This window comes from Paenibacillus sp. CF095, from assembly GCF_900101225.1.
GTDB lineage: Bacteria > Bacillota > Bacilli > Paenibacillales > Paenibacillaceae > Paenibacillus.
In genome coordinates, this window is the sequence record NZ_FMZN01000001.1 from 257,655 (window position 1) to 277,837 (window position 20,183).

18 protein-coding genes are annotated in these 20,183 nt (G+C 46.8%); 14 read left to right on the forward strand and 4 right to left on the reverse strand.

Features of this window, described 5'->3' with window-relative positions; genetic code table 11:
* The first annotated feature begins 127 nt into the window (after positions 1-127).
* Complete coding sequence (locus BLS69_RS01190) at positions 128-1,972, forward strand: RICIN domain-containing protein (RefSeq protein WP_091027990.1); 1,845 nt, start codon at positions 128-130, stop codon at positions 1,970-1,972.
* Between the two features lie 130 nt (positions 1,973-2,102).
* Here the strand turns inward: BLS69_RS01190 and solA are convergent, their stop codons facing one another.
* On the reverse strand, positions 2,103-3,194 hold the full coding sequence (gene solA / locus BLS69_RS01195; RefSeq protein ID WP_371129027.1) for an N-methyl-L-tryptophan oxidase: 1,092 nt from the start codon (positions 3,192-3,194) through the stop codon (positions 2,103-2,105).
* A gap of 173 nt (positions 3,195-3,367) precedes the next feature.
* Between solA and BLS69_RS01200 the strand changes: the two genes are divergently transcribed.
* The 6 genes from BLS69_RS01200 to BLS69_RS01220 all read left to right on the forward strand — a co-directional run bounded on the left by BLS69_RS01200 (position 3,368) and on the right by BLS69_RS01220 (position 8,004).
* Entirely contained in the window at positions 3,368-3,925 is a 558-nt protein-coding gene (locus tag BLS69_RS01200) for a GNAT family N-acetyltransferase (protein ID WP_091027992.1), read from the forward strand.
* Between the two features lie 110 nt (positions 3,926-4,035).
* Positions 4,036-4,791, forward strand: a complete 756-nt coding sequence (locus BLS69_RS01205; protein WP_036617303.1) for an exodeoxyribonuclease III — start codon at positions 4,036-4,038, stop codon at positions 4,789-4,791.
* Between the two features lie 232 nt (positions 4,792-5,023).
* A complete protein-coding gene (locus BLS69_RS01210; RefSeq protein WP_091027994.1) occupies positions 5,024-6,007 on the forward strand; it encodes an alpha/beta hydrolase in 984 nt (327 codons plus the stop codon).
* A 50-nt stretch (positions 6,008-6,057) separates the two neighbouring features.
* Positions 6,058-6,204, forward strand: a complete 147-nt coding sequence (locus tag BLS69_RS32035; protein ID WP_165980244.1) for a hypothetical protein — start codon at positions 6,058-6,060, stop codon at positions 6,202-6,204.
* Positions 6,205-6,236: 32 nt separating this feature from the next.
* Positions 6,237-6,821 (forward strand): hypothetical protein, encoded by a 585-nt coding sequence (locus BLS69_RS01215; RefSeq protein WP_091027996.1) that lies wholly within the window; start codon positions 6,237-6,239, stop codon positions 6,819-6,821.
* Between the two features lie 205 nt (positions 6,822-7,026).
* Positions 7,027-8,004: a diaminopimelate dehydrogenase gene (locus tag BLS69_RS01220; protein WP_371129028.1), complete on the forward strand. Its 978-nt coding sequence runs from the start codon at positions 7,027-7,029 to the stop codon at positions 8,002-8,004.
* A 161-nt stretch (positions 8,005-8,165) separates the two neighbouring features.
* Here BLS69_RS01220 and BLS69_RS01225 read toward each other — a convergent pair whose 3' ends face one another.
* Together BLS69_RS01225 and BLS69_RS01230 are read right to left on the reverse strand one after the other, a co-directional pair.
* Positions 8,166-9,020, reverse strand: coding sequence for a pentapeptide repeat-containing protein (locus BLS69_RS01225; protein ID WP_091028000.1), 855 nt, complete (start codon positions 9,018-9,020; stop codon positions 8,166-8,168).
* Positions 9,021-9,114: 94 nt separating this feature from the next.
* Positions 9,115-10,158 (reverse strand): LacI family DNA-binding transcriptional regulator, encoded by a 1,044-nt coding sequence (locus tag BLS69_RS01230; RefSeq protein ID WP_091028002.1) that lies wholly within the window; start codon positions 10,156-10,158, stop codon positions 9,115-9,117.
* A gap of 245 nt (positions 10,159-10,403) precedes the next feature.
* On the opposite strand from BLS69_RS01230, the gene BLS69_RS01235 reads away from it, so the two are divergent.
* The 4 genes from BLS69_RS01235 to BLS69_RS01250 all read left to right on the forward strand — a co-directional run bounded on the left by BLS69_RS01235 (position 10,404) and on the right by BLS69_RS01250 (position 15,909).
* Positions 10,404-11,678, forward strand: a complete 1,275-nt coding sequence (locus BLS69_RS01235) for a glycoside hydrolase family 140 protein (protein WP_091034769.1) — start codon at positions 10,404-10,406, stop codon at positions 11,676-11,678.
* 66 nt (positions 11,679-11,744) lie between these two features.
* On the forward strand, positions 11,745-12,788 hold the full coding sequence (locus BLS69_RS01240; protein WP_091028004.1) for a Gfo/Idh/MocA family protein: 1,044 nt from the start codon (positions 11,745-11,747) through the stop codon (positions 12,786-12,788).
* 2 nt (positions 12,789-12,790) lie between these two features.
* On the forward strand, positions 12,791-13,879 hold the full coding sequence (eutH, locus tag BLS69_RS01245) for an ethanolamine utilization protein EutH (RefSeq protein WP_091028006.1): 1,089 nt from the start codon (positions 12,791-12,793) through the stop codon (positions 13,877-13,879).
* A gap of 89 nt (positions 13,880-13,968) precedes the next feature.
* The gene (locus tag BLS69_RS01250; RefSeq protein ID WP_091028008.1) at positions 13,969-15,909 is read left to right on the forward strand and encodes a beta-glucoside-specific PTS transporter subunit IIABC; all 1,941 of its coding nucleotides are present in this window, start codon (positions 13,969-13,971) and stop codon (positions 15,907-15,909) included.
* Positions 15,910-16,033: 124 nt separating this feature from the next.
* On the opposite strand, the gene gdhA is transcribed toward BLS69_RS01250, so the two are convergent.
* Positions 16,034-17,419 (reverse strand): NADP-specific glutamate dehydrogenase, encoded by a 1,386-nt coding sequence (gdhA, locus tag BLS69_RS01255; protein WP_176872533.1) that lies wholly within the window; start codon positions 17,417-17,419, stop codon positions 16,034-16,036.
* Between the two features lie 388 nt (positions 17,420-17,807).
* Between gdhA and BLS69_RS01260 the strand changes: the two genes are divergently transcribed.
* From BLS69_RS01260 to BLS69_RS01270, 3 genes are read left to right on the forward strand one after another with little or no spacing between them, the layout of a single operon-like run.
* Positions 17,808-18,281 carry a GreA/GreB family elongation factor gene (locus BLS69_RS01260; protein ID WP_091028010.1) on the forward strand — a complete coding sequence of 158 codons (474 nt, stop codon included), beginning with the start codon at positions 17,808-17,810 and terminating at the stop codon, positions 18,279-18,281.
* Positions 18,271-18,777 (forward strand): cation:proton antiporter regulatory subunit, encoded by a 507-nt coding sequence (locus tag BLS69_RS01265; RefSeq protein WP_036617317.1) that lies wholly within the window; start codon positions 18,271-18,273, stop codon positions 18,775-18,777. Before BLS69_RS01260 ends, BLS69_RS01265 begins: the two co-directional genes overlap by 11 nt.
* Positions 18,778-18,780: 3 nt before the next feature.
* Entirely contained in the window at positions 18,781-19,986 is a 1,206-nt protein-coding gene (locus BLS69_RS01270) for a cation:proton antiporter (protein WP_091028012.1), read from the forward strand.
* The last annotated feature ends 197 nt before the right edge of the window (positions 19,987-20,183 follow it).

Below are 20,183 nucleotides of genomic sequence, written 5' to 3' on the forward strand. Positions count from 1 at the left end.
ACATCGGAAGCATACGCTATCCCCGGATTTTCCCCTTTTAAGAATAATTAAAAATCTGGGGATAACAGCGATCAGAAAGTTGTTCTGACATCGGAGTGCAAGTGTAAATTCATAAGGAGTGAAGCGGATGAAGTGGTTAAAACGAATGAGTTCGCTGCTGCTGGTAGGAAGTCTGCTAACAGGCAGTTTGGGTCTGGGCACAGAGGTATCTGCTGCAGGAGCTTACACGGCTGTTGCCGATCCATCAAAGCAATATCAGACGATGGAAGGCTGGGGAACATCTCTCGCATGGTGGGGCAAAGTGGTTGGAGAGTATTCCAATCGCGATGAGTACGTAGGGAAAATGTTCAACGCGAATACCGGACTGGGTCTGAACATCCTGCGGTACAACATTGGAGGCGGGGATAATCCATCGTCCAATATCCTCGAATATCGCAAAGCCGTTCCTGGTTACCAGCCTTCTCCCGGCGTGTATGACTGGAATGCAGATGCAAACCAACGATATATGCTGCAAGCTGCCAAAGCGCAAGGTGTGAATGTTATCGAAGCTTTTGCGAATTCCGCACCTTACTGGATGACGATCAGTGGTAATGTGTCCGGTTCGGCGAATGGAGGTAACAACCTCAAGCCTGATTACTACGATGATTTTGCCGATTACTTAACTGAGGTTGTGAAGCATTTTCGGGATAACTGGGGGATCACATTTGATAGTGTAACTCCGCTGAATGAACCGATCTCGACGTGGTGGAAGCAGGGCAATGACCAGGAGGGCATGCACTTTGACCGGGCGGATCAGAACACCATTCTGAGTCAGGTACAAGCTTCATTGAATGCGAAGGGCCTGTCCACAAAGCTGAGCGCACCGGAAGAATACAGTATCGATGATACGAATGTGTCGTTCAACAGCTATAGCAATGCGGTTAAATCAGCGATCACTCAGATCAACACCCATACGTATGGCGGAAGCAATCGTACTGCTTTGCGCAACACAGCGACGTCTGCGGGCAAACATCTGTGGACCTCGGAATATGGAGATGGGGATGCAAGTGGACTTACGATGTCACGGACCATCCTCAAGGATATTCGTAATATGGGCGCAAGTGGATGGGTGTATTGGCAAGCCGTGGATAGTGCAGAAGGATGGGGATTCTTCAAGAACGTGTTGAACAATACACAAACGACCAGTTACACCGTGAACCAAAAATATTATGTCATGGGCAACTACAGCAAATTTATTCGTCCTGGATACAAGATTATCGGCATGAGTGATGCCAATACCCTTGCAGCCTATGATACAGTTTCCGGCAAAGTTGTGCTGGTTACAACCAATTCGGAATCGACGGATACAACGGTAACCTATGATCTCAGTCGTTTTACTAACACAGGCACGTCTGCTCAAGTATATCGAACCTCTTCAACAGAGAAGTTGCAGCAACTGACCAATATTTCGGTGCAAAACAAAACCTTCACCGCTACAGCCAAGGCCAACTCGGTCACAACTTACGTCATTTCCGGTGCAACTTACAATGGTGGTACAGGATATGAATCCGGGGCAATCTACAAATTAATCAACCGCAATAGTGGACTTGCACTCGATGTTAACGGTGCTTCTTCTACGGGTGGGGCAACAATCATTCAGTGGAATGATAATGGAGCAGCCAACCAGCAGTGGAAGCTGGAGTCGGCAGGTAACGGATATTACAACATCCGCAATGTAGGCAGTGGCCTTTTATTAGACGTGAATTCGAGTTCTACACAAGGCGGAGCCGCTCTGATTCAGTGGCAGGATAACGGGGGCAACAATCAGCAATGGCTGCCAATTGATGTGGGAGGATATGTGGTACTTGCGAATCGAAACAGTGGCCTGACGGTTGACATCAATCAAGGGTCTCTAACCGCAGGTGCCTCCACGATTCAGTGGGCCGACAATGGCGGGGCCAATCAGCAATGGAGCCTAGTCAAAGTTAATTAGTGTGAGTACGCATGAAATAAACGTTGTTACGTGTCCTTCTTTCTTGGAGGTGCAGTGCTCTAAGCGACACTGCACCCTCAAGGAAAGTAGCTATTTTAGACATACATATATTCATCCACCCAGCTGGTACTTAACGAAAACGGGATAGGGTGAACCTGCTAATATCCTGATCCGTGTGCCCCGTTTGCACCAAGTCGGATAGAATCTGCCCAATGGCACTTGCAAACTTGAAGCCGTGACCGGAGAAACCGCCTGCGAGCCACACACGTTCATGGGCAGGGTGTCGGTCGATAATAAAATCTTCATCCGAAGTGAATTCATACTTGCACACACTACCACGTTTCAATTCCCCAGCTGCCTGAGGCATATGAAGTTCGAGCAGCCTGCGCAGATCCCCCTCGTCCGTTTCTTCCGTACCAAAAGGAGCCATTGTACTTCCTGGTGTCCACATTTGGCCCGTATCATGACGACCCATCTTCAGACCTGATCCGCCAATGCTTGGAAATCCATAATATGTACCTTCTTTTCCTGCCAGTGTAAAACCGGGGAAGTGTGCCTCGCCATACAAGGCTTCTGGTGCATCAAACCATCCAACCGTTTTACGCACTGCCTGGATCGGGAGATCCACGAAAGGTTTTAATGTCTGAAACCAGGCGCCAGCGCTCAGGATGATTTGATTCGCGTGGTATGTCTCGCCACCTGAAGTCTGAACTGCGACGGAATGTGGTCCGTATTCGATATGCTCTACCCGAGTGTGAGTTAACAAGGTGGCACCATGAGTCTCGGCTGCCTTGCGGTAGGCACGAATACAGGGTTCACTATACAAATAACCCGCATCAGGTTCATACATGCCCTCGTAATGTTCAGGTACTGTAATACCTGGCCAGCGTTTCATTACCTCGGCTGCGTGCAATGTTTCATACCGAATACCTGCATCATCTGCATGGCTCAATCGGTTGCGGAAGGAATGAATCTCCGGATCAACCACATTTAGTACACCGGAAGGAACAAACAGTTGGTCTCCGGTCGTTTCCTTCAGCTCATGCCATAACTTCTGTGCAAGTAATGCCATGGCAATATAGTCAGGCCCTCCACTGTACACATGGCGCATCAGTCTGGTATCCCCATGATGACTTCCTTCCGTATGCGGAGGATCAAAGGCATCAATTAATAAAGTTTTGCATCCACTGCGCGATAGATAATACCCAGCACTCATACCCATGGAGCCGGCTCCAACGATAATAACGTCATATGATTGTGTGATAATAGCACGTCCTTTCCTATGTACCCTTTTATACAGTAATGCCTTAATAGAACATATTAATAGTAAAAGCTTGATGAAGGCAAGTGTAGTAAAATGGACTTCTACAATAAATGTTGTAAAGGAGACCAAGCATGAGTGAGCAATTTAGGTTTGATCTATTTCCATTAATTCAGACAGAACGATTCATCCTCCGGTCAGCCGAGGCTGGAGACAGCCATGATCTGTTGGAGTTATATTCGGACGAAGCTGTGGTGCAATATATGCCATTCACTCCCTTTGAATCCGTGGAGGATGCACAGGGTGAGATGAACTGGTATACGAAGATTTTCAAGGAACACACGGGTTTACGCTGGATGATTGAAGACCGTGAAACTCGTAAAGTGATCGGAACCTGTGGGTTCCTGAACTATGAAGATGTACATAACCGTGCAGAGATTGGATACGACTTGCGTTCCTCTTTCTGGGGCCGCGGTGTGATGACTGAAGTGGCCCGTGCTGTGTTACATTTTGGATTCACAAGCATGCAGCTCAACAAGATTGAAGCAAAGGTTGAACCGGAGAACGAGGCGTCAATTCGCCTGTTACACAAGCTTGGTTTTCAACAGGAAGGTGTACTGCGGCAGCATGAGTTTGAGAAAGGCAGATATATTGACCTTGCGGTGTTCTCCAAGTTACGAAGCGAAATATAGGCAAGCTAGCCCCCTAAGGATTCCAATGACTCCATCTCATTCCAGAGCCGCAAGGCTTGTCCCCCGGAATGGGCCCATGCTATATTGGAGAGATGTGAGGAGATGAGGATATGAAGCTGGTGTCCTGGAATGTGAATGGCTTAAGGGCATGTGTGACCAAAGGATTCATGGATTATTATCAGGAGAGTCAGGCGGATATTTTCTGCCTTCAGGAGACCAAATTACAAGCCGGACAGATTGAGATGGACCTGGGGGAAGATGTTTATCAATATTGGAATTATGCGATCAAAAAAGGTTATTCCGGTACGGCTGTATTTAGCCGAATCAAGCCTTTATCCGTTCGTTACGGGATGGAGGAGGACAGCGAGCCGGAAGGACGGATGATTACACTTGAGTATGATGAGTTTTATCTGGTGAACGTCTATACCCCTAACGCAAAGCGGGATCTGACCCGGCTGCCTTACCGTCTGGAATGGGAGGATCGATTCCGGGGGTACATTCTGCAATTGGAGCAGACTAAGCCGGTTATCGTCTGTGGTGATCTGAATGTGGCTCATCAGGAGATTGATCTGAAGAATCCGAAGCCCAATCTGGGCAACTCGGGATTTACCCTTGAAGAGCGTGGCAAGATGACCGATTTGCTTGCTTCTGGTTATGTGGACAGCTTCCGCCATCTTTACCCGGATCGTACGGATGTGTACAGCTGGTGGTCTTATATGCCGAAAGTCAGAGAACGGAATGTGGGCTGGCGCATTGATTATTTTCTAGTATCCAATCAATTGGCACCTAAGGTGGCAGATGCGCATATCGACTGCCACGTGATGGGCAGTGATCATTGCCCGGTGGGTCTTACTTTGCAACTATAGGTAAGGATCATCGTGAGATAGATTGAGGTAAGAGTTTTAGAATACAAGTATAGATGAACTGCAAGTTTCCTGAATGGGAGATTTGCAGTTTTTTTGCGTCACAGGTAGGGGAGGGACACTGGACTTTGGTTGGGGAAAGAACTGGACTCGGGATTGTTTCAATCCCGCTATTTCTTGGGTACGATTGAAGCATACATATATAGATGAACCTTTGGGGTAAGGGGTAGAGAAGATGAAGAAGGGGTTACGGAGAGGGTTAAAAGTGCTGGGAGGCATCATGCTTGCCACAGGACTTTTGCTGCTGGCAGGTACAGCGTATGAAACGTATCAATCCACGCAGGATATGAAGTCCTATCCCCCGCCAGGAAAGTATTATGAAGTGAGTGGTCGCAACATGCACCTCTACACCGCTGGCAAAGGAGAGGTAACCGTGGTGTTTGCCTCAGGCTGGGGTACACCTAATCCGTATGTGGATTTCAGTCCGCTATATGACAAGTTGAAATCACAGGTAAAAATTGCGGTATATGATCGGTTCGGGTACGGATACAGCGACTATACGGATGAACCTCGTGATGTCGATACCATCTCGGAAGAGATCCACCAATTGCTGCGAACATCCGGTCAACGTCCACCTTACATCATGGTCGGTCACTCCCTGGGTGCGCTGGAGACACTGCGGTTTGCGCAAAGGTATCCTGATGAGGTGGCTGGCATGGTCATGATCGATGGCGGAAGCCCGGAGTATTACAGTCGTACGGACCTGAATACACCAGAATGGATGATGGATTGGTCCCGTTTTCTGGTGAAAACAGGCATCGCACGAACATTGCTGCAATCGGATCGCATGATGGCATCTCTGGTCATTGACCCAAATCTGGTAACGGAACCGATGAAAAAAGCCGTCACGATATCCACGCTGAGACATGCGTACAATGACAATGTCATGGAAGAGGTTCGGAATTCCAGAACAAATGCAGCGTGTGTGCTTGAGAACAAAACGAAGTTTGGCTTCCCCCTGACGATTCTCACAGCCGGTTCGGAGGAGTCGGATGAGGACAGTCATGCATGGCAGGCCGACCAAGCGAATTTTGCTTCATGGTCAAGACACGGAACACAGCTGACGGTTCCACAAGCGACACACAGTATCCACAACAGTCAACCGGATATTGTCGCTGCCGAGATCATGAAATTAGTCACAACGTCCAGTGATCTATGAGTAACATGATTCCACAAACACATGATGAACAGGATGAGGAGGAGGGATGGATGAAAAAGTTTAGAGTGATCACCCGCTTCCTATCCATTCTCGTAGCCAGTTGTCTATTGTCTTTAAGTGTATTATCTGTATCTGTGATATGGGTTAAGAATAATGTTCATGCGGTGCCTGTAATCCAGTCGTTTGAACGTGATTAGCACATGAAATGAAGAAGAAGGAGTGGTAACGGATGGTGAAGAGAAGGAAATATGTATTGGCCTGTGCGGCACTGGCGATGATGGTGGCCTTGAGTGCTTGCAGCAGCGCGGCAGACGAACCGAGTGATACTGAGAAGGTGGACACTGAGGTTTCCTCCGGAACTGGTGAACAAGCGACTGATGAAGGTGCAAGCGAAGCAACAACAAGTGCAGTGACCGAAACGGAGGGTACGACTGCACCAACCGACTCGGACTCGGTTAGTAGTGAGGAAGCCGCTGCTGGAACCAATGAGTTGCCGGAGAACTTGCCAAGTGATTTCCCATTGCCGGAAGATGCAACGATTCGTTTAGCCAATTCGGGTGAGAACGAAGGCAAGCAATCGGCCATGGTGATTTTCTCCACTGAACAAGATATGAAAACCGTATCCCAGCTGTATAAAGATTACTTCAACGCCAAAAAGTTGACGGATGCGGGTCAGACGATCGATGACAAAAATATTATTATTCAGGGAACTGACCCGGATACGCAGGATGTCTGGTCCTTGATTGGAGGAACATTGGCGGGACAGGAAGGCGTCATTGAACTGACGTTGACCTGGACAGAAGTAGAAGCATAAGATATTGGCTATTGTTCTTTTCTGCTTTCTTTCTTCCTGAAATAACGAATGAACGCCATAATACCTTGCATACGGAGCCGCATTATTGCTGCACCGCTGCAAGGTATTTTTATTTCGAACTGGAAACCTGACAGGTTACATGGTATGTTATATCATTATAATAGATTAATAGACAACTATAGAAGAAGACAGGAGAGGATTGAACATGATTAGAGTGGGTATTGTTGGTTACGGTAACTTGGGTAAAGGTGTAGAGAAAGCCATTTCCCAGAACGAGGATCTGGAACTGATTGCTGTGTTTACACGTCGTAACCCGGAGCAGATGGTCGCTGAAGGTACAGAAGTACGTTTTGAGCATATCTCTGCAGCGGAGCAATACATAGGCAAGATCGATGTTATGATCCTCTGTGGTGGTTCTGCAACGGATCTTCCAGAGCAGACACCAGCCATTGCCAAGTTGTTCAATACGGTAGATAGCTTCGATACACATGCGAAGATTCCTGAATTCTACAAAGAAGTGAATGCTGCGGCAGAGCAAGGCGGTCACGTAAGTGTCATTTCCACAGGTTGGGACCCAGGCTTGTTCTCCATGAACCGTCTGCTTGCACAGTCCATCCTGCCAGAAGGGAAAGAGTACACGTTCTGGGGCAAAGGTGTGAGCCAAGGCCACTCGGATGCCATTCGTCGTGTTCCAGGCGTTAAGGCGGGTGTACAATATACTGTACCAGTTGAAGAGGTTATCAACCGCATTCGTGCAGGGGAAACACCAGAGCTGTCTACACGCGAGAAACATCTGCGTCAATGTTATGTGGTAGCAGAAGATGGTGCTAATCAGGATGAGATCCGTGAGACGATTGTGTCGATGCCTAACTACTTTGCAGATTACGATACAACGGTAACGTTCATTACCGAAGAAGAATTGAAATCCGAGCATGAAGGCATGCCGCATGGTGGATTTGTAATTCGGAGTGGAGTTACAGGTGCCGGTCAAAAGCAAATTATTGAATTTGGTCTGAAACTCGACAGCAATCCTGAATTTACAGCAAGCGTACTTGTGGCTTATGCAAGAGCCGCACAACGCTTGAGCGTGGAAGGACATAAGGGAGCGAAAACGGTATTTGATATTCCACTCGGTCACTTGTCTCCGAAATCGGCTGAAGATCTTCGCCGCGACTTGTTATAATTCTGATTCGTTCCTGTAGTTTCGATAACAAACAGCTCGTCCTTGGATACCATAGGACGAGCTGTTTTTTTACTATTGCGGTATACGATTCATACATTCATATGAATTAGCAGGTACATTCCTGCCTGTATTTTTGCTCGTGCTCTTGCGGAAATGGCACCCTACACCCAGTGTGAGGGAATGTTGAGATGATTCGGCAACTTGGTATTCACATTACCTTTCGCTGCATTAATCTGCGATTGCGTGAGGAAGATGCCACCTCGCAGGTCTGCACCGCCCAGATCCGTATCCCGCAAGTCCGCGCCAATCCAATCGGCATTTCGTATATCTGCATGTTGGAGGTTGGCTGCGATCATTAAAGCCCCTCGGAAGCTTGCGCCCCGCAGGTCAGCCCCTTTTAAGTTGGCACCAAAAAAGTCACTTCCGGTACGTTTTTTGCTCTTCTTCGACTTCCCTTGTCCTTGAGAGGTAGATGGCACATGCGCGCGTACCATTTCACTTGCCTGGACCAAGAGTTGATTCACACTGGACCGATAATCGGCGATGTCCAGATTGAGGAGGGCCGCAGGCTCCAGATTGCTCAAGCGCTCAATCTCCTCATATAACTCACCAAATGCCGAGTGAAGGGATGACGTCTCTGGTCTCATCATCATTTCCTTCATATAACTGAGCAACTCGTGAAGTTGTCGCAAGGCAGGCAGACAATCAAACATCTCCTTTGCAGACTCTGGATGATCACGCCAATCTTTGCCCGCGTAGGTCACTTGGGACAGCTTCTGTCCAGCTCCGAAACAGTCGTATACCGTGCAACCTTTGAACCCTTTCTGCCGAAGCTGGGTATGGATACCGCAGCGATTGTCCGTGCGCAGATTGGGACAGGGTGTGCCGCTGGCTTTATCAAAAGCAAAGTCAGATGACTTGCCGTAGGGCAAGGCAACACAGCACAGCCCAAAACATTGCTCACAGTCTGCGCTCAGATGCGGACTCGCAGTGCTGGCATATGGTTGGTTAGACAATGTAAACACTTCCTTATAATAGTACAAATAGATGGAATTACGTCAGTACCACTTTACCATCCCACCGGAATGCGATCAATTGTATTGTTAACAATTATTCAACAGCGGGCGTGGCGACAGGTACACAGGATCTGCGTTCCACAATTTCTGTATTCACATAGATGTGAGTACCGTTTTTCTCATTGTTCCCCAGGTTAGTCATAATCAGATTGACGGCCGTTTTGGCCATCATATCTTTTTTGACATGTACGGTGGTTAATTCAGGGCTGATTACATTGGCTTCGAAAATGTTGTCAAAACCCATTACCGAAATATCTTCGGGCACCCGAATGCCGATATTTTGCAATGATTTGATCGTGCTGATTGCCATATAATCGTTCTCGCAGAAAATAGCAGTAGGCCGTTCCTCTAGGTGGAGGATCGATTGCTGCAAATGTTCCTGCGCCATCACCAGCATGGGCTGCAGATGGAAGGTTAATGTCTCAGCAACGGTCAGATGATGTTCGGCCAGCGCTGTGCGAAATCCATCTTCCCGTTTGATGAAGTTTGGGATTCGTGTACCGGATTTCACATATCCGATGCGACTGTGCCCCAGCTTAACCAGATGTTGACCTGCCTGATATCCGCCCAATGTATTATTAATGGATACGAAATTTGCATCCACATGTTCAAATGACGTGTCCAGAATGACGACATTGTCATGAATGGATTGAATGGTTTCAATCATGGGCGCAGTCAGGTTGATCCCGAGCAATAAAAGGCCGGCGGACGGTTGTTCCTTTTCTAACGTTTGCAGTTCTTGCTGCAAATCCTGTACGTCAATGGAAGAGATGACGAGTGTACTGCCATGTTGCTTGACCTGTTCCGTGATGTGGTGGATCAATTCATTGAAGAACGGGAGAGAATCATAATGCTCTGTGACGATGTCGGAATTTTTGCAGGCAACAAAACGAATAATAGCATTGCTTTTCGGTGCTTCTCTTCCAACTTTGACTGTTCTTGGTTTGTAGCCATGTGCTTGTGCGATGTTAAGTATATGTTCACGTGTCTGTTCGCTGACACCAGGTTTGTTGTTGAATGCCAGAGAGACCGCTGCTTTGGAAACTCCAGCAAGCCTTGCAATATCATCAATCTTCAATAGGGAACCTCCTAAATAGTGTACATTGGTTCAGTATACCATGAATTAAGCGTTTAGTTTAGCTGATTACTAAACTAAACTTAACTAAAATATTTGGGGTGTAAACTAAAATTGTAATTGACTGTTTATGTTTACGGTGCTAACATTCAAATTGAAAACGCATTTATAATCCCTTTTGAATGACTTTTTATATTAATTTAACTAAAATAATATTAATTAATTTAGTTGGAAGGATAGGTGAAATGATGTCTGTTGAGGTTACGACTCACCGCAGGACGTTTGAGAAAGAAGGCAATCCGTTCTTTTATTTGGCGGATACGGTTTGGAGTGCATTTACCAATGCTTCATTGGAAGAATGGGAAGAATACCTCGATTATCGCAGTATGCAGGGATTCAACGTTGTACAGATCAATATTTTGCGCCAATGGGATGCAAGTGGTTCTGATCTGAATATCGAACCTTTTAACCAGCAAGGAGATGGCTCGACGGACTATTTTTCACTTAATGAAGCTTATTTTGACCGTGCACAAGACATGGTTCGTATGGCAACAGAACGTGGATTCACACCCGCACTTGTGCTCCTTTGGTGCAACTATGTACCCGATACCTGGGCCACCATGTTTCAGAAGGATGGCAAGATGCCACTTGAAGCTGTTGAGCCTTATGTGACCTATGCGGTAAATCGATTCTCGGAGTTTAATCCGATGTATCTGGTCAGTGGGGATACCGATTTTCCTTCCGAAGAGGCGAATGCCTACTATCAGATAGCGCTGGAGACTGTAAAACGCATCAGCCCATCCAGTCTGACGACGCTACACATCCAAGGCAGACTACGAGAGATTCCTGAAGTGTTTGCAAACCATGAAGGGCTGGACTTTTACATGTATCAGTCTGGGCATAACTCGGAATTCCAAGCCTATGCGCATGAGATTGCAGATCACTTCTATCATCAGTCGCCTGTACGTCCAGTGATCAACGGTGAGCCTTGTTATGAACAGATTAGTTATAGCCGCAACGTCTATGGGCGCTACTCTGCATTCGATGCTCGCAAGGCTGCATGGCAGAGTTTGCTTGCCGGAGGTGGGGCCGGTGTCACTTATGGGGCACATGGCATCTGGAGCTGGCACAAGAAAGGCAAGTCTTTTGGCATTGTGGAGGGTGAAGGTTTTGATAGCCCTTATGATTGGAGATCAGCTCTAAGGTTCGAAGGTGCGTGGGATTATTCCTTTATCAAGTATCTCTTTGAGCAGTACAAGTTGGTGGGTGTGAAGCCGATGGATATCGTATTAAACAAAACGAAGGAGATTCGTGCGGCAGGCACGGAGGACACGCTCGTGCTGTATGTTCCGGTAAATACCATGGTACGTCTGGACTTCCCGGTTGAAGAATACGATTTTACGACCATTGATCTCGTACAGCGCCGATTTGCCAAGACAGCAGCTTATCGCGAGAACGAATATGGTGTGATTCCCATGCATGCTTTTGAACATGACGTGGTGATGATTGGTACACGTAAATAAGAGTTACCAGAGAGAGGTGCCAAAGCTGGCACAAATAGAGATTTACATTATAGATGGGGTGAAGGTATGTGGAAAATTGGTATTGTCGGAACAGGGTACTGGTCAGAAAAACACATTAAGGCTTGGCAATTCGTTGCTGATGCCGAGATAACAGGAATTTGCGACAGGCACGAAGATACATTGAATGAAAAAGCAGAACAATTTAACATCCCGGCAACATTTCGTTATTCGGATGTGACAGTGATGCTAGATAATGCGAATCTCGATGTAATCGATATCATCACGCCACCGGAAACTCATCTGGAGCTGGTGAAAATGGCTGCAGCAGCGGGGAAGCATATTATGTGCCAGAAGCCGTTTGCCCGTTCTATTGAGGAAGCTGAAGAGATGGTGCGTATTGCGGAAGAGGCAGGTGTGCGTCTGATGGTGACGGAGAATTGGCGCTGGTTAGAACCTTTTCAGTTGATCAAGCAACTGCTTGAGGAAAGTACTGTGGGACAATTGAATACGATTCGGTATATTCATACGGATTATTATTCTCCGAGATTCGCACCGGAAGAGAAGGTGCCACAGCCTTTTTTTAGAGACATGCCACAATTGCTGTTCTATGAGATGGGTGTGCATTGGTTTGACACCTGGCGGTTCTTGTTTGGTGAGCCTGAACGTCTATATGCCGAGACCAGAAAGATTAGTAAATATACGTTGGGGGAAGACAGCGGTATGGTCATGCTGGGATACAGGGATTATGTCGGTCTCATGGATATGAGCTGGGCGACCCGTCGTGAACTGAGTGAACCTTTGCCGAGCCAGGTGCTTCCGGATCATAAGGAGCAACTCATCATTGAAGGGGATAAGGCTTCCATTAAGCTATATAAAGACGGAAGGTTGTCCATCATTGATAATGCTGGTGTGGAGACGGTATATGCTGAACGTACAGAGTTAAACTACGAGGACAGTCATCGAAAACTGCAATCCCACTTTATTGAATGTTTGAATACAGGTGCGGAATTCCAGACCAGCGGTTCGGATAATGTTAAAACGCTTCGCTTGGTATTCGATACGTATGAAAGCGCAACCCATCACAACGTGAAGCGGTATGTAGAGGAGTAATCATGCCCATTAATGATGTTGTCATGATCCTTATTGCATTTTTCCTGGTGCTTGGCGCTCTGGACAAGGCTTTCGGGAACAGGTTGGGCCTTGGAGCAGCATTCACGGAGGGCATTATGGCGATGGGCACACTCGCCCTGGTGATGGTGGGAATTGTATCACTTGCACCATTCCTAGCGAATATGCTTATGCCGCTGATATCTCCATTATATGAAGCGATCGGTGCCGATCCGGCATCATTCGCCAATACCATCCTCGCGGTAGATATGGGAGGGTACGCTATGGCTGGACAGATGGCCCAGAGTGAACAGGCTGGCCTGTTCTCCTGGGTGTTCCTGGGTACCATGTTTGGGCCAACTATCGTGTTTACCATCCCTGTTGCACTGGGCATTCTGGATCGGAAGGATCATCCGTACTTTGCCAAAGGGGTTCTGATCGGCATCAGTACCATTCCAGTTGGTTGTTTAGTCGGCGGTCTGGTAGCGGGCATCAATTTTACAGTGATATACCGAAATCTGATGATACCGATTCTGTTATCTGTAATTATTATGATCGGCTTGCGCTATTTTACGAATCAGACCGTGAGGTTGTTTAAAATATTTGGAAGCGGTATCACCTTGTTGTCCCTGATTGGACTGGTGGCTATAGCTGTAAAAACCCTTACAGGTTGGGCACTAATTCCCAATATGGCACCGCTCTCGGAAGGCATTACAACGGTAGGTACAATTGCGATTGTGCTGGCGGGTGCTTTTCCCATGGTAGCGGTAATCAATAAAGTCTGCCAAACCCCGCTTGAGCGAGCGGGCCGTTTGCTCAATTTGGATGCGCCAACAACCGCCGGACTTGTTGCTTCACTGGCTCACAATATTCCGACCTTTCGAATGGTCAAAAATATGAATCCAAGGGGAAAAGTTATTAGTATCGCTTTTGCAGTCAGCGGCTCCTTTGTGCTTGGGGGTCATCTGGGTTTCGTAGCAGGGATGGACAAATCTATGGTAACTGCCATGATTGTGGGCAAATTGACAGGGGGCATCAGTGCGGCGATGGTAGCAGCATGGGCTACACCAATCAAGAACGATATTCAAATATGAATCATTTAACAACGGTATTTAAATACTAATTTGTCTGATTAAGAAATTATTGCAAGATATTACGGCATCCATGTAAAGGAGTATATGACATGAATCACGACCAAACAGCAAAGGAAATTCTCAGCGCCGTCGGTGGCAATGAAAATATCAATAACGTCATTCATTGTGTGACTCGTCTCCGATTCAACCTGAAAGATATGAAGGCACCCGACAAGGAAGAGATCAAGAAGATCGACGGAGTACTCACTGTTGTGGAGAGTGGTGGCCAGTTCCAGGTGGTCATCGGCAATGAAGTTCCCAAAGTCTATGAGTCCCTGATAGGAATAATGGGAAAAGAACCGATGTCAGCCACTTCAGAACAAAAGGGGCAAGGAGATAAGCAAGGTCTGTTCAATCGCTTTGTTGACGTGATATCTGGCGTATTTATGCCGGTAATCGGTGTGCTCGCGGCAGCGGGTATTCTCAAAGGGTTGCTAGCCCTGTTCAGTACGTTGAAATGGCTTACGGAAGACATGAGCACATACAAGATATTGTTTGCAACCGCAGATGCACTGTTCTACTTCTTCCCGATTCTGCTTGGGTTCTCTGCAGGGAAAAAGTTTGGAGGTAATCCATTTATCTCTGCAACCATTGGTGCTGCACTCGTATATCCAACGATGACCGCTGCCGCTACGGCAGGGACAGGTATGTCCTTTCTGGGCATTCCGGTCATTTTAATCAACTATACACAATCGGTTATTCCAATTATTATTGCTTCTTATCTGGCAGCAAATTTCGAGAGATGGGTTACAAAAATATCTCCTTCTCCCATTAGAATGTTTGCCGTACCGCTGGTTACACTGACAGTAATTACCCCGGTTGTTTTTATGGCAGTGGGGCCGGTAGCAACGCTAATCAGTGACTATTTGGCCAAAGGAGCAATGTGGACTTACGGGCTAAGCCCTATTGTTGCCGGATTGCTTCTGGCTGGCCTCTGGCAAACCATTATTATTTTTGGGTTACACTGGGCATTTATTCCCATACTGCTAAATAATTTGGTAACAAACGGATTCGATCCAATCAATGGTATGTTGTATGCTACTACGTTTGCCCAAACCGGGGCAGCATTTGCAATTGCGATCAAAACCCGGGATAAGAAGTTGAAGCCGATTGCGATGTCTGCGACAATTTCAGGCCTCATGGGTGTAACGGAACCCGCCATTTACGGTGTAACATTACCGGCGAAAAAAGCGTTTATTATGGCTTCCATTGCAGGTGGTATCGCAGGATCTGTCGCTGGTTTCATGGGTTCTACTGCGTATGGCTTTGGTGCAGGGTTGTTCGGTATTCCGTTGTTCATTAATCCTAATGGAATTGATACCGGATTCATTGGTTTCATTCTTTCAGTCCTGATCGCCTTTGTATTGGGCTTTATTCTGACGTACATGTTCGGTTACAAAAATGCAGCCACGTCTTCTGCTTCAATGAAGCAGGAAAAAGCAGAACAGGTGCAACCAAAACGTATATCATCGGATTACAAAGAAACTGCTGGTGATGTTTCTGCCACGACTCCAGTTCAGGCAACTACGGAAGTGTATGGGGAGAAGATCGTGTCCAGCCCGCTGACGGGCCAACTGATTCCGTTGACAGAGGTCGGGGATGAGGCGTTCTCTAGTGGAGCCATGGGTCAAGGGGCGGCGATCATTCCGACAAAGGGTGTGGCGTATGCACCGTTCGATGGTGTAGTGGTTACGATTTTCAAGACGAAACATGCCATTGGACTGTTGTCTGAGGATGGCGTGGAGATTTTGATTCATGTGGGTATCAATACCGTGACTCTCAAAGGCAAGCATTTCACTTCATATGTCTCTGATGGCGATACTGTTCGCAAAGGAGACAAGCTGGTGGAGTTCGATCTGGAGGGCATTACAGCCGCAGGGCTGGATATAATGACCTCTGTGATCGTATCGAATACAGCTATTTACACAGACATTCAGGCTAAACAACAAGGTAACATCGAACATGGTGAAGCTTTGATCACTGTAAAATAAAAACGTATGATATGTCAGAGCAATAGCATTTCAATATAATTATGTAACAATACCAATAAGGGCAGTTCTCCGAATTTACGGGGAACTGCCCTTATTCATTCCGTATAGATTAGTGAGAGATGAATTAAACCACACCTTGAGCAATCATGGAATCGGCTACTTTGAGGAAACCGGCGATATTCGCTCCGGCTACGAGGTTACCTTCACAGCCATACTCTTCAGCAGCTTCTACACAACTGGTGTAGATGTTCTTCATGATGTCATGCAGCTTGGCGTCTACTTCTTCAAATGACCAGGACAACCGCATGCTGTTCTGTGACATTTCAAGAGCAGACACGGCTACACCTCCGGCATTAGCCGCTTTGGCTGGACCAAACAGCACGCCTGCGCCGTGGAAGACGTCAATGGCAGCCAGGGTGGAAGGCATATTCGCGCCTTCGCCAATGGCCTTCACGCCACCTTTAACCAGCAGGGCCGCAGCTTCTTCATCGATCTCGTTTTGCGTTGCACATGGAAGAGCAATATCACAAGGGATAGACCAGATGCCTTCACAGCCTTCGGTATATGTAGCATGCGGATGTTCTTTGATGTATTCGCTGATGCGAAGACGATCAACCTCTTTCAGACGTTTCACGGTATCCAGGTTGATGCCTTGTGGATCGTGTATGTAGCCGCCTGAGTCACTACACGCCACGACTGTAGCTCCAAGCTCCTGTGCCTTCTGAATGGCATAGATGGACACATTACCAGAGCCAGAAACAACGACTGTGCTGTCTTGGAAGCTGAGACCCTTGGATTGCAGCATCTCCTTCACAAAGTACACACAGCCGAAGCCAGTCGCTTCCTTACGTGCCAAGCTTCCTCCGTACAGCAGTCCTTTACCTGTCAAAACGCCTGCTTCATGCCCGCCATGAATACGTTTGTATTGGCCGAACATGTAACCGATTTCCCTTGCGCCTACACCAATGTCACCTGCCGGTACATCCGTATCGGAACCGATATATTTGTACAGCTCAGTCATGAAGCTTTGCGTGAAACGCATGACTTCCAGATCCGATTTTCCTTTGGGATCGAAGTCAGAACCGCCTTTACCACCGCCAATGGGCAGACCGGTCAAAGCATTTTTGAAGATCTGTTCGAAGCCAAGGAACTTGATGATGCCCGAGTATACAGAAGGATGGAAGCGAAGTCCGCCTTTGTAAGGGCCAATGGCACTGTTAAATTGCACCCGGAATCCACGGTTAACCTGAACTTTGCCCTGATCATCTACCCATGGGACACGGAATGTGATTACACGTTCAGGTTCAACAAGCTGTTCCAGCAGACTATGGTTCCTATACTTGGGGTGTGCTTCAATAACAGGAATAAGGGAATCCAGAATTTCTTTGACAGCCTGATGGAACTCATCTTCATGCGGATTTCTGGCGACAACCGACTCGTAAACGGAATGAACATAATCTGCGGCAGTAACTTGAACGGACTCTGTAGTTTCTTTTGTTATCGTGGACACTTTTTCGATGCACTCCTTTATTGTGTTAAAGTCTGTAGATGCTTATTTGTATAAATTGCATAAAAGTTTGTAGTTAAATATACAGTAAAGCAAATAAAAATACGAGATGAAAATCCATAAAATGTTTTTTATGCCGTAATTAAAATGTTCTATGGATCTACCATATGATGTGAAGAATTAAGTTATTAAATGGAAGATATGACCACAAATGATAATAAACAAGCAAGTTAGACGAATATACTGGATTAAAATATTAGTTTTGGTAAGATGGTAAGAAGGTCTCGTATCCCGGGGTCTTTTTATAATAAAAAGGAGGAAAACAAGATGATGAAGAGAAACATGCCAATCAACATGGAGAACAAGGCTTGTATAGGGGGTGAAATCTATTATGAACCATAGGACTTCCCGCCATAATTGCAGAGAGAAGCTGGTGAGCCAGCTATTTACATTCGGTGAAGAGAAAAGAACATTTCTCGACGCCTATTTCGACGTGCGCGATCCAGAGCGGATACAATTAGAAAAACAATTGTCGGCATATACGGAGTATGTGGAAAAACTGCTCCTGGGCCCTGATGAAGATCTCGATTCGGCTGTATTGATCGGTAGTCATATTGATTTTGAATATATCGATTTTCATACGTCAGATTCGTTCATGATTGTTATGCCAGAAGATACCAATCCTGATGAGGGTCGTATTTCCTTCCTCTCTCCAGTAGGGAGTCAATTACTGCTTGGCAGTAAAGGGGAAGTTAGGTCTGTTCATACACCATCAGGTTCCATGAGAATCCGCATTACGGGGATTGAGCTGAGGAGCGAAACCTTGAACGAGCCGGCCCTAGGGGGTGCAGATCATGCACTTTAAAGAGACAGACTTACCAGGGATTGGACGTAAATACTGGCTGCATACCCGTAGTGGTGAGCACTTGGTCATTGTGATTCATAACGACGAGCGACGTGACCTGTTCCATATGGAGTCAGGGGATACGCCTGAAGAGGTGGGTGATATGGTATCCCTTGTCACCCTGGACGATGATGAAGCCCGGGCGGTAGCCGCTATCGTTGGTGGTATGACCTATAAACCGAAGTTTCAGGATGAGCGTGAAGTGATGCTTGAAGGGCTGTTAATCGAATGGCTACGAATTGAGCCTCACGCAGCAAGTGTAGGCATGACGATTGGTGAACTAGATATCCGTCAGGCTACGGGCGCCGTTATTCTCGCTGTTGTGACCAAGGATAAGGAGAAGCATTTTAATCCAGGTCCGGATTATGCTTTTACCGCTGGAGCTACAATTGTAGTTGCTGGCGAACGAAATCAGATCAAACATCTCAAACAATTGTTGACTGATGGACGGACTTAGCCTATGGATATGCTCATATTCGAAGTGGGAATTGCCGTTGCGCTGATTACACTTACTGGGCTGATATCTTCACGATTACGATTTTCGGTCATTCCTTTCTATATCCTGATTGGTATGGCTGTTGGACCACATGCACCACAGATCGGCATAGTGGATTTACGTTTTATCGAAAGTTCGACCTTTATTGAATTTATGGGCAGGCTTGGTATTTTGTTTTTGCTATTTTATCTGGGTCTGGAGTTCTCGGTCTCCCGTTTATTAAAGTCTGGTAAAGCCATTCTGACCGGAGGCATGTTCTATGTAGGCCTGAATTTTGTCTCTGGATTGCTGTTGGGGTGGTTCATGGATCTGCCCCTTCAGGAGACACTTGTTGTCTGCGGGATCATGACCAGCTCTTCTACAGCCATTGTGGCTAAAGTGCTGGTTGATCTGAAACGAACGGCAAACCCTGAAACAGAGATTATCATGGGCATGATCATGTTCGATGACTTGTTCATCGCGATTCATATCTCCATCCTGACTGGGCTTGTGCTCAGCGGGGCAACTTCATTCTTAAGTGTTCTGCTGGTATCACTGTCTGCCCTGCTGTTTATTGTGCTGTTCCTGATTATTGGCAGGAAAAGCATCAAATATATTGATAAGGCACTGAATATCAAGTCATCAGAGTTGTTTCTGCTTACCGTCATGACACTGCTCTTCCTGGTGGCTGGTTTCTCGGAGACACTGCATGTAGCGGAAGCTATTGGAGCGTTGATGATGGGGCTTGTGCTGGGCGAATCAAGACATGTGAGTCGGATTGAGCACCAGATCATGCCTTTCAAAGATTTTTTTGGTGCAATTTTCTTCTTCAGTTTTGGTCTGACCATCGAGCCGTCTTCACTTGGCGGAGCTATTGGCATGACAATTATTGCCGTTATTCTGACAATCGCCAGTAACTATGGTGCAGGCATGATTGCTGGCAGATTGGCTGGAATGAGTCCTAAGGCCTCGTTGAATGTGGGCTTTACCCTGGTCTCACGGGGCGAATTCTCCATTATCATGGCGAACATCGGCAAGGCCGGAGGGCTAATGGCATCCATCCAATCGTTTGCCGTATTGTATGTGTTAATTCTGGCTGTGCTGGGGCCTATCCTGACGAAAGAATCTCCGCGGATCTACGCACAGTATGAGCGACTAAGGAAGCGGGTGAAACGAAGGGAAACGGGTTGAGTCAAATGCTGACTGTCCTTGGACAGACCGGGTATTCTGACCGTAGTGTTTAATAGGCGTCACACCATTCGGAGAGCGAAATTACTCCGGGGTGTGGCGTTTTTTTATTACTGGGAACCCATCCAATACAGGCTTGTTATTATATCAATTTCACCAAATTATGGTATGTATCCATATCTTGTGCGTGGTCATGAATG

Excerpts from the sequence above, each read along its gene's own strand:
- BLS69_RS01190 (WP_091027990.1), top strand. The coding sequence starts at position 128 with ATGAAGTGGTTAAAACGAATGAGTTCGCTGCTGCTGGTAGGAAGTCTG.
- solA (WP_371129027.1), bottom strand. The coding sequence starts at position 3,194 with ATGGGTATGAGTGCTGGGTATTATCTATCGCGCAGTGGATGCAAAACT.
- BLS69_RS01200 (WP_091027992.1), top strand. The coding sequence starts at position 3,368 with ATGAGTGAGCAATTTAGGTTTGATCTATTTCCATTAATTCAGACAGAA.
- BLS69_RS01205 (WP_036617303.1), top strand. The coding sequence starts at position 4,036 with ATGAAGCTGGTGTCCTGGAATGTGAATGGCTTAAGGGCATGTGTGACC.
- BLS69_RS01210 (WP_091027994.1), top strand. The coding sequence starts at position 5,024 with ATGAAGAAGGGGTTACGGAGAGGGTTAAAAGTGCTGGGAGGCATCATG.
- BLS69_RS32035 (WP_165980244.1), top strand. The coding sequence starts at position 6,058 with ATGAAAAAGTTTAGAGTGATCACCCGCTTCCTATCCATTCTCGTAGCC.
- BLS69_RS01215 (WP_091027996.1), top strand. The coding sequence starts at position 6,237 with ATGGTGAAGAGAAGGAAATATGTATTGGCCTGTGCGGCACTGGCGATG.
- BLS69_RS01220 (WP_371129028.1), top strand. The coding sequence starts at position 7,027 with ATGATTAGAGTGGGTATTGTTGGTTACGGTAACTTGGGTAAAGGTGTA.
- BLS69_RS01235 (WP_091034769.1), top strand. The coding sequence starts at position 10,404 with ATGTCTGTTGAGGTTACGACTCACCGCAGGACGTTTGAGAAAGAAGGC.
- BLS69_RS01240 (WP_091028004.1), top strand. The coding sequence starts at position 11,745 with ATGTGGAAAATTGGTATTGTCGGAACAGGGTACTGGTCAGAAAAACAC.
- eutH (WP_091028006.1), top strand. The coding sequence starts at position 12,791 with ATGCCCATTAATGATGTTGTCATGATCCTTATTGCATTTTTCCTGGTG.
- BLS69_RS01250 (WP_091028008.1), top strand. The coding sequence starts at position 13,969 with ATGAATCACGACCAAACAGCAAAGGAAATTCTCAGCGCCGTCGGTGGC.
- BLS69_RS01260 (WP_091028010.1), top strand. The coding sequence starts at position 17,808 with ATGAACCATAGGACTTCCCGCCATAATTGCAGAGAGAAGCTGGTGAGC.
- BLS69_RS01265 (WP_036617317.1), top strand. The coding sequence starts at position 18,271 with ATGCACTTTAAAGAGACAGACTTACCAGGGATTGGACGTAAATACTGG.
- BLS69_RS01270 (WP_091028012.1), top strand. The coding sequence starts at position 18,781 with ATGGATATGCTCATATTCGAAGTGGGAATTGCCGTTGCGCTGATTACA.